The organism is Flectobacillus rivi, from assembly GCF_030056655.1.
Classification (GTDB): domain Bacteria; phylum Bacteroidota; class Bacteroidia; order Cytophagales; family Spirosomataceae; genus Flectobacillus; species Flectobacillus rivi.
Genome location: NZ_JASHIE010000001.1, coordinates 650,122 through 659,609, shown reverse-complemented (window position 1 = coordinate 659,609; position 9,488 = coordinate 650,122). Strand labels below are relative to the sequence as shown.

The window sequence follows — 9,488 nt, the reverse complement described above, 5'->3', positions numbered from 1 at the left end:
GTATTGACGAATTCGTCAGGTATAATCCAATATGTGTCACCCGTGAATGTGATGAGTATAGCGAATGTAAGTGCTAATACTTACCAAGCCGTGGCGGTGACGTATACCAATAGCGTTTCTCCGAATTTAACAGTAGGAGGTGATATCAACCTTGTGAGTTCATGTAGCAAAACAGTAGCCGTCCCTATCTCGATATGTGATTGTAACAATGCAACAGGCGTGTTCACGGTTGGTCAAACAGGGAAGACGAATTTACCAGGACAGACTAACGTATATGTTTTGACAGATGGAAAAGGAAGAATACTCTCTATCTCGAATAGTCCAAGTTTCAGTGACAATGGCAATGGAGTCTACAATGTGTATGGCGTAAGTTACACAGGAAGTGTATCAGGGCTAACAGTAGGAGGAACCATCAATGGTGTTAGTGGAAGTTGTGTAGACATCACCAATGCAGTAGGCTATGTGGTATGTGTACCAGAATTAGCGATTGTTAAATCAGGACCAAGTGTAGCAGAGAAAGGTACCAACTATAACTATACCTTAACAGTAAGCAATAGCGGAACGACAAGTACCTTTGGAACAACCGTGGTGAGTGATACCTTGGCTACGGGATTGAGTTTTGTATCAGGCTCAGGCTCAGGTTGGAGTTGTAGCAGTAGTACGCTAGCAGGTGGTAGAGTGTTGGTAAGTTGTACAACTACGACAGGTATCGCCGCAGGTGGTAGTAGCTCATTGAACTTGACAGTGGTAAGTTCGGTGACGGGTACCGTCGTGAACAAAGCTTGGGTAAGTGGTGGTGGAGACATCGTAGCCAAACGACCATCGAATCCAGTAACGACAGTGATTAATGAACCAGCTAAACCAAATCTAGTGATAGCTAAAGCAGGACCATCGTCAGTAACCGTGGGTAGTAACTTTGATTATACTTTAACGGTAAGTAATAATGGTACAGCAGGTACCAGTGGATTAATCACCGTAACAGACAATTTACCAACAGGCATAGCCTTTGTAGGCTCAAGTAGTGCGGGTAGCGTTTGGAGTTGTAGTGCGAGTGGTCAGTTGGTGACTTGTACGAGTAGTGCATCCATCATTGTGAATGCCAACTCAAACATCATCTTGACAGTACAGGCAGTAAGTGCGGCGAGCTCACCAGCCATCAACACAGCTTATGTGAGTGGTGGTGGAGACCCAAGTACGACACCAAAACCATCAAATCCAGTAACGACAACGATTAACCCAACACCGAAACCAAGTATTTCGATTGTGAAGTCAGGTCCAGTAACGGCGACAGTAGGCACGAACTACAACTATACCTTGACGGTAAACAACACCGGAAATGCAGCGACGAGTGGTACGATAACGGTAACGGATGTTTTGGCGACGAACTTACAATATGTAGGCTTCAGTGGAACAGGTTGGAGTTGTAGTGCAGCAGGTCAAACGGTGACGTGTATGACGAGCAATGTTGTAGCGGTGAATGGTAGCAATGTATTAACCTTAACAGTGAAGGCATTGGATGCAGCGAGTGGATCATCAGTAGTTAATACGGCAAGTGTGATCGGAGGTGGAGATCCAAGTACGACACCAAAACCATCGAACCCAGTAACGACAGATATCACCCCAGCACCTAAACCAAACTTGTTGATTAGCAAGTCAGGTCCAGTAACAGGAATTGTGAATACGAACTATGATTATACTTTGGTGGTGAATAACTCAGGAACGGCATCAACTGCAGGAGTAATTACCGTGACAGATAATCTACCAAATGGTTTACAGTTTGTGAGTGGTGGTGGCAATGGTTGGAGCTGTAGTGCTTCAGGACAATTGGTAACTTGTACAAATAGTGGAGTGATAGCAGTGAGTGGCAGCAGCTCGATGAGTTTGACAGTGAAACCAACGCAAGCAGGAACTTACACCAACGTAGGTAGTGTAGTAGGTGGTGGAGACATTAGCACTGAAACGTCCAATAGTGTAACGACGGTGATTTCGAACCCACCAACACCAAACTTGGTGGTAGTGAAAACTGGACCAAGTGTAGCGACGGTAGGTACGAATTTCAACTATACTTTGACGGTAAACAACACAGGATTAGCAGCAAGTACAGGTACGATAACAGTAACGGATAACTTACCAAGTGAGTTGAGTTATGTGACCTTCAGTGGATCAGGTTGGACTTGTAGCGCATCAGGTCAAGCAGTGACTTGTACAACAACAACTTCGATAGCAGCGAATGGTAGTAGTACGATAGTCTTGACGGTAAATCCAACGACAGCACCAGCTTCGGGCTTACCAGTGAAGAACACGGCTTATGTAACAGGAGGTGGAGATCCAGTAACGACCCCTAAACCATCGAACGAAGTACCGACGACCATCAATGCTTTACCGCAGGCAAACTTAACAATCACGAAGAGTGCTCCAGTGGTAGCGACAGTAGGCACGAACTTTGCTTATAGTTTCAATATTGCCAATGGCGGAACGGGAGCTACGACTGGTACAATAACAGTAACAGATAACTTACCGATTGGCTTACAATTTGTGAGTGGACCAAGTACAGGCGGCTTTACTTGTAGTGCAGTAGGTCAGGTGGTGACTTGTACCAACAATGGCTCAACGCAGATTCCAGCAGGTCAGAGTGTAGGCTTGAGCATCAATGTGAAGGCTAACTTCAGTGGTGTGTTCAAGAACACAGCAGTGGTAAGCTCAAATGGAGGAACACCAAAAACCTCAAATGAGACAACCACAACAGTGAACTGTCCAACAGATATTAATCCAGGGGTGCTTGGATTCTAAACAAAGTCTAAGGGGAAGCTTAGACTTCCCCTTTTTTCTTTACTTTGAGTTGGCTAGAAAATTTGCTAAAAATAATCTTATGAAAAATTTAATACAGAAATATTTTGTCACAGTAAGAGCTTTACAAATAATCTTATTTGTAGCTGTAACAAGTGCTGTCTCACTTGGACAAAATTTAGGCTGTAATTTTAAGCCAGGAACAATCACATTGAACTTGACAGGACAGAGCCAAGGAACGAATATTGTAACTTATATTGTGCTGGTTGATGGAGGAAATATTATTAAGTACAAATCGGCATTAAATGCCACCACCATTGATAATGTAGCAGTTGGAAGTTACAAGGCTGTGGCTATTACATGGGACAATTCACAAGCAAATGCCCCAGTGGTAGAGGTAGGTTTGAACCTAAACAATGTTGATCACTGTTGGAAAAGTACTGCGGTAGATATGTCAATTTGTGATTGTAATACCACTACCAATAGTATTACAGTACCTATTTCAGCAGGAGTAAATCCTCAATATGTATTAACCAATGGGAGAGGAGTAATTCAATCTATTCAATCTTCAACAACATTCTCTGGTTTAACAAACGATGTATATAATGTGTATGTAGCTTGTGGGATTGGAACAAAGCCCAATTTGTTAGTAGGTAGCAATATTAAACTCGTCACAACAAGTGACTTGTGCGAACCTATTCCGTTACCTTATGTAGTATGTGTAGCCGAATGTGCCCCAGTGATTTGTATGCCAATGACAGTGATGAAGCTAGTCAAATAGCGTTCAGTTTTGAAAATATACCTTACTTAAAGTTAACAAATCAAAACTTCTGCAAAATGTTTATTCTGGTTCAGAACTACACAATCTGATAGGCTATCAAAAAATATCCCAAGTTGTACATGAAAGGCATCAGCTCATATCTCTTATTGATTCTTCTTTTAGTCATTAATACCAAAGGTTTTTCACAACAAAAAACACAAGTAAAATGGTTGACCGTAGAACAAATGGATAAACTATATACCAAAAGTCCTAAAAAGATTTTGTGGAAAGTATATTCAAAGGATTGTCATTATTGTCATGATTTTGAAGAGAAAGTTTTGAAAATACCAGCCATTGCAACTTATATTAACCAGAATTATTACCCCGTTTTATTAGATGCTTTTGATGCTAGCCCTGTTACCTTTGCAGGTCATACTTACGAGTCAAAAGACAAAATGAACCCGATGGCAACACATTTACTAAAAGGGACTATTAAATTTCCAACATTAGTATTTGTAGATGAACAGCTCAAAATGCTTAACTTTCTCCAAGGGTATTATGAAGCTCCAAACATAGAGATGGTACTTCATTATTTTGGAGACAATGCTTATAAAACTGTTTCTTGGAATGATTTTCAAGCGAATTTTGCCAAGAAAAAATAAGCCCCAAATTAGAAATTTCAATTCGAGAGAATTAAAGATATATACAGTATTAGTGCTAAATGATAAATGTGATTTTCACGATCAATATTTTACATTCAAAATATTTTACACGAGTACTAAGAATAGAATTTTCTTATGTCAAAATCTGAAAATTAAACAAGGTCTAAAGTAGGTAAAGGAGTAAATATAACTTAAGTAAGAATTATAGAAAACATTTACCGTATCTCAACGCATTGAAGTCATCGTAAACTGAAAATAGTGAAAACTAATCAGTGTGGGATATTCGTTTACCTTTATGATTCTCTGTATTATATTACTCACTCATTATTCAATTATGACCTATGAGGCAATCAACTGGCCTAATCTTGCTATTTTTATTGAGCTATACCAGCTTTACACAGTATAGACCACCTTTTAAAAAATATACCTCGATTGAGTTTGGAGGTGGCGTTTCGAGTTACTATGGTGATTTGGCACCTATGAATCAATTTGTCAATTCTACGGCAAATGCTTTACGCTGGACTGCTACCGTTGGAGTAAGCCGACAAATCACGCGCCAATTAGAAGCTAGCATAAACCTTTCATGGGTTGCCCTAGGAGCTGATGATTACTACTCCAATAATCTATCAGATTTTCTAAGAAATTTACATTTTAGAAATAACGTAAAAGAAGTTACGCTACAAGGAAGATGGACACCCTTTAACATTGCCAGCACACCTCAAAAACGTGCTACTTTCGAACCATTTATTGGTATAGGAGTGGGAGCTTTTTTACATAACCCACAGGCAAAATTACCTACATCGATGGGCAATGAATGGGTTGATTTAAGACCCCTGACAACAGAAGGACAAGGAAGCCCTAATTATCCTGATATAAAAGAATATAAAAATTGGGGAATTAATATACCCATTAGTGTAGGCTTAAAAACAAAGCTTACGAAAAACTTAGATTTAATCGCAGAACTCAACTATAGAATGTTGTTCTTTGATTATATTGATGATGTGAGCGGCTTTTATGCACAACCACTTGTAGTATATAGTCGTTTTACCGAGCCAACAAAAAGTATCGGTATTGCCATGTCTCAACGTACAACTGAACGTATTGCTGCCTCCACAGGAGGAGATAGATTAACAAAATTAAACACCTTTGTCAACGACCCAACTGGTATTGCAATTAGTCAAAATCCAAGTGTTAATTCACCAAGAGGTACAGTCGACGGGAATGATTCGTATGCAACATTTACAATTAAACTGAGGTATATCTTCATTCCAGGGATTCAATGTCCTAAGATTTATTGAAAGAAAATAGAAAACTCAGTTACATTATTCCATAATGAAATACAACTTTACATTCCTACAGAATGTCCATTACTAAAATATAGATACAATAAGTATAGGAAGGAATGAACCATGCGAGCGGAGCGTCCTTCAAGTCCGATGATAAAGCCTCTGATTTCTAATTGGGGGCTTATTTTAGTAAGAGTAACAACATGAAAATAATTATTCCTTTACTAAATCCGTTAAGTATAAGTTGAAGGTTTAAAAATGAACAAATCATGACTAATCTCATGAAAATAGTACTCAGTTGTATGCAGTAGGCTAAAATTTTAAAATATATTCCTAGGGAAATAATGAAAATATTTTTGCCAAATGCCTATAGTTGATGACCAAAAGCGAAACGATGTAAAATATTGATAATTCAAAATTTACATGCACAGTTCGCCACTCATAAATCAGCACTAACACTAAGTAGTCCTTCTTTATAAAAACTCGGAACGAGTACATTGCAATAGCTATGATCACTAGGTTTGATGTACCATTTCTAACAGATTTGTCTGAATTACTCCATTTGCTAAGACACAAAAGTCAAGGTAAGGTTGGAGCAAATATTTTCCCCTTCCAAACAAATACCATGTTTGGGCAGGTTACTTATGAGCAGCAAAATACACAATATGAATCATGGGAAGGAAAATTTTTCACTTCAGATTCGGTCGTATTGACCCACCCCAATCGAGTAAACCATCGAGCATTCACGATGATATTTTTTCAGTCGCTTGCGCCGATGAAACTTCGAATGAATCATCATTGTCTTCACGATATTACCCTAGATTCTGAGGGAAAAGAGGGTGTGCTTTTTTTGAGTTCATTTACGAATCTCTCCATCATGATACCTCAGAATGCCTTTGTACAATTTAAGGTAGTGACTATCCGAAATATTCACTCTTTAGATCATTGGATAAATCAATGGCCATTTGGCAATATCGTGCAAGCAAGAATGCCGTTTTTCTATTATTGGCCACAAAGAATTGCTTTTCACGAAAAAGCTAAGCTTTCGCATATAGATGTGTTTTATCCCAATGCCTACCAATCACCTTTAAAAATGTTAGACGATTTGTTTGCTAATGCAGCGAGAGGCCGTAAAATGAAACAGAAAGCGATTAATCTTTGGCAAATGTATTGTTTGCTCAGAGCAGAAGGGCTTTTACGAAATACCATAACGATGTCTCCACATCAGTTGAGACCTATTATTGCTCAATCAAAACTATCACCTGTTTTGTTTTTTCTACGATTCAAACAACTGTTTGGTTTTGAAATAGAACAATATCACGAGTACGCCCGCAACGAAAAAATCAAGGCTTTACTCTACGATTTGAGATTACCTATCGAAGAGGTAAATAGTATCTTTTACAAGTAGGAAGACGTTATTAGTTAATAGAATATCGGTTATTGGATTGTGCTCATAATCTGCATCCTTGGTCAGAATTTCACTGACCAATTGACGCCAGCAAAAACTCATATATGAATTTTGAAGTATCTTTGGAGTTGAAAAAGTAGATTGTTGTACGGACGTAAGGGGTCGAAGGATTTTCAATAATTTCAGATTTTGGATATCGGATGTTAGATTTCGGAAGTGTAAATTGCTATATTTTTTTAAAAATAAAAGTTTTACTTTATTTCCGAAATCAGAAATCCCAAATCAGCAATAGTTTGGAATCCTTCGTACATTACTGATTAGTAATCATAAAATTATACTCAAAACTCTGCATTCACAATTCAGCACTCATAAGTGCCTAATTCTTCCTCAATGAAACAATTTATCATCCTAATTGCTTTAGCTACTTTGGCATGTGCCAATCGTGAAAGTAAGCTTGAGCAGAACGAACCTATTCAGCCCTGTTCTTGTGACGGAAAGCCTTTTTTTAAAGTGCTAAAAGTGCAACAAGTTTATAACTCTAATTTTGTTAATATTTACTTTGGTTCCTGCGAAGCGTATCAAGTCAAATGGGAAATCCTGAAAGAGGGAAAAGTACTTTTGACTGGCTCAGTAAAGCCAATAACTTCGGCAGTGGGAGCCTATTTGGGTACATTACCCGAAGGAAATTATATTGCCAGACTTAGTGGCGTAAATTGTAGTGGAAAAAGCGAAATACCTTTTCAATTTCGTCCTATCAATGATAAAAGAAGCTTGTCACAGCAATCGCTGGTAGTGTATGATAGTTATCCTAATTTCTTCGAAAATGTTCCTGTCGAGACACAAACAGACACTTATTCTCCTGAAAAGTTTCCTGCAACACCAATCACCTTATCACCAGACTCATTAATGGGAGGGATGCCTACCCCAGCTTTTGCTGTAGTTTTCGATAAGCCTATTGATGTTTTTCAGAAAAAAGGAATCGACCATCGCACAAGAGGAATATATGTGAGCTTGGTTCACCCAGAATATCGTCCTTGTCAAGAGCGGTACCCCAATATTCAGTATGAAGCTCCCTGTAAAGATGCAACAGGAAAAGAAATTTCTTATGAAGATTTTATTTCAACTATCGAGCCTACACGTCGTGGCTTTTTTGGGTACCCACCTAAAGGGAATTCTGCTGAAGGTGAGCAATATTTTCTCAACGAGTCTGAACAAAAGCTATACGAAGCGGGACTAAATTATCATGGAGCATTTGGTAGGGGTGATGCTGTAGGAGGCAAAACTCAAATGATGTTCCAAACAATGGACACAGAGATGAATATCTCGAATGGACCAGATAATAAATCGAAGAACAAGTACATGGCCTTTTTAAAGGGAATGGGAGATGCCATTACAGGATATGCTCTCATTATGTATTCCAATACGTTCCCTGGTTTTGGTAACTTTCAGCAAGAGCGTTATCCCATTGACAGATCTGAATACTCAGGAATTCGACAAAATCCAATTTGGACTGAAGCTGGTGATGTAGGTTTAATAAAAGGATGGCGTGTATCTGATAATAAAAGAATTGTAGAAACCGAAGAAATTTCTTTTCATGCAGAAGATGGTTACGATCAAAACCTTATTTTGAAGGATAAGTCTGGAAGAGTATTAAGAACCTTAAATCATTTCGGTACCCAAGCGAACACAGGTCACAATCTGGCGAAGGTAATTCATTTAGTAGAAACAGGTGCCTATCGGGCACATCTAGATCAAAGAAAATACTGTTCTCAAGCCAAAGTGATCGCTGACAGAAATCCACCATTTCCCAATACCTCTGGAGGCTATTTATTTAATGATTATATAGGCTACGACCCTCAAGGATTCGGCGCTTTTCTGCCTCGTCATTTAGCATTTATGCAAGGTATGATGATTTTTTTTTCTGGCGCAGATTATTGGAATATTTGGGATAGACCCAAAGATGGTCTCAATCAAGACGCCTACAATGGAACGATTGGCGCTTTGACTTATTTGGGAGCCAAAATAAAAGTTGCTAATTCAAATATCTCACTATTAGACTTAAAACCGACACTTAATTTTACCCTGTGGGATACAGAAGTTTCTTATAATAATGGACAAACGTGGCAAAAGCACAAAGGCATAGATTTTAAAGACTCTCCAAATATCTTACCTTTACGTATAGGCTATACAAATGAAGGAAGAGTTGCTATTTTTGCTTGTAGACCTTACGGTGTAGAGCCAATCAATTGTCAATGGCGTGTAAAAATTAATAATCGTTGGATTACAGGTCGAATCACAGAAAAAGATTGGAAATCATGCTATCCTGCACAAAAAGAAAGGAAGGATTTCTATTTGAAAATAGAGTAAATTGATAGTAATTTATATGATTTTAGTTATGATTATACAGAAGAAGATTCATGGTGTCTTCTTCTGTATAATCATAACTAAAAAATCGTAAAAAGAAATGAATTCAGGAACTTACTATGAGAATCAAAACTATCCACTAAATCACTAAATCACTAAATCACTAAATCACTAAATCACTAAATCACTAAATCACTAAATCACTAAATCACTAAATCACT

6 protein-coding genes are annotated in these 9,488 nt (G+C 38.3%); all 6 read left to right on the top strand.

Annotation, left to right across the window (positions count from 1 at the left end; genetic code table 11):
• The coding region (locus QM481_RS02525; RefSeq protein ID WP_283380542.1) for a beta strand repeat-containing protein at window positions 1–2,790 on the top strand (2,790 nt) is incomplete at its 5' end.
• Window positions 2,791–2,869: 79 nt separating this feature from the next.
• Window positions 2,870–3,568: a hypothetical protein gene (locus QM481_RS02520; RefSeq protein WP_283380541.1), complete on the top strand. Its 699-nt coding sequence runs from the start codon at window positions 2,870–2,872 to the stop codon at window positions 3,566–3,568.
• Window positions 3,569–3,687: 119 nt separating this feature from the next.
• Window positions 3,688–4,209 (top strand): thioredoxin family protein, encoded by a 522-nt coding sequence (locus QM481_RS02515; RefSeq protein WP_283380540.1) that lies wholly within the window; start codon window positions 3,688–3,690, stop codon window positions 4,207–4,209.
• A gap of 341 nt (window positions 4,210–4,550) precedes the next feature.
• Window positions 4,551–5,507, top strand: a complete 957-nt coding sequence (locus tag QM481_RS02510) for a hypothetical protein (RefSeq protein WP_283380539.1) — start codon at window positions 4,551–4,553, stop codon at window positions 5,505–5,507.
• A gap of 496 nt (window positions 5,508–6,003) precedes the next feature.
• Window positions 6,004–6,903, top strand: coding sequence for a hypothetical protein (locus tag QM481_RS02505; protein ID WP_283380538.1), 900 nt, complete (start codon window positions 6,004–6,006; stop codon window positions 6,901–6,903).
• Window positions 6,904–7,293: 390 nt separating this feature from the next.
• Window positions 7,294–9,270, top strand: a complete 1,977-nt coding sequence (locus QM481_RS02500; protein WP_283380537.1) for a hypothetical protein — start codon at window positions 7,294–7,296, stop codon at window positions 9,268–9,270.
• Window positions 9,271–9,488 lie beyond the last annotated feature (218 nt).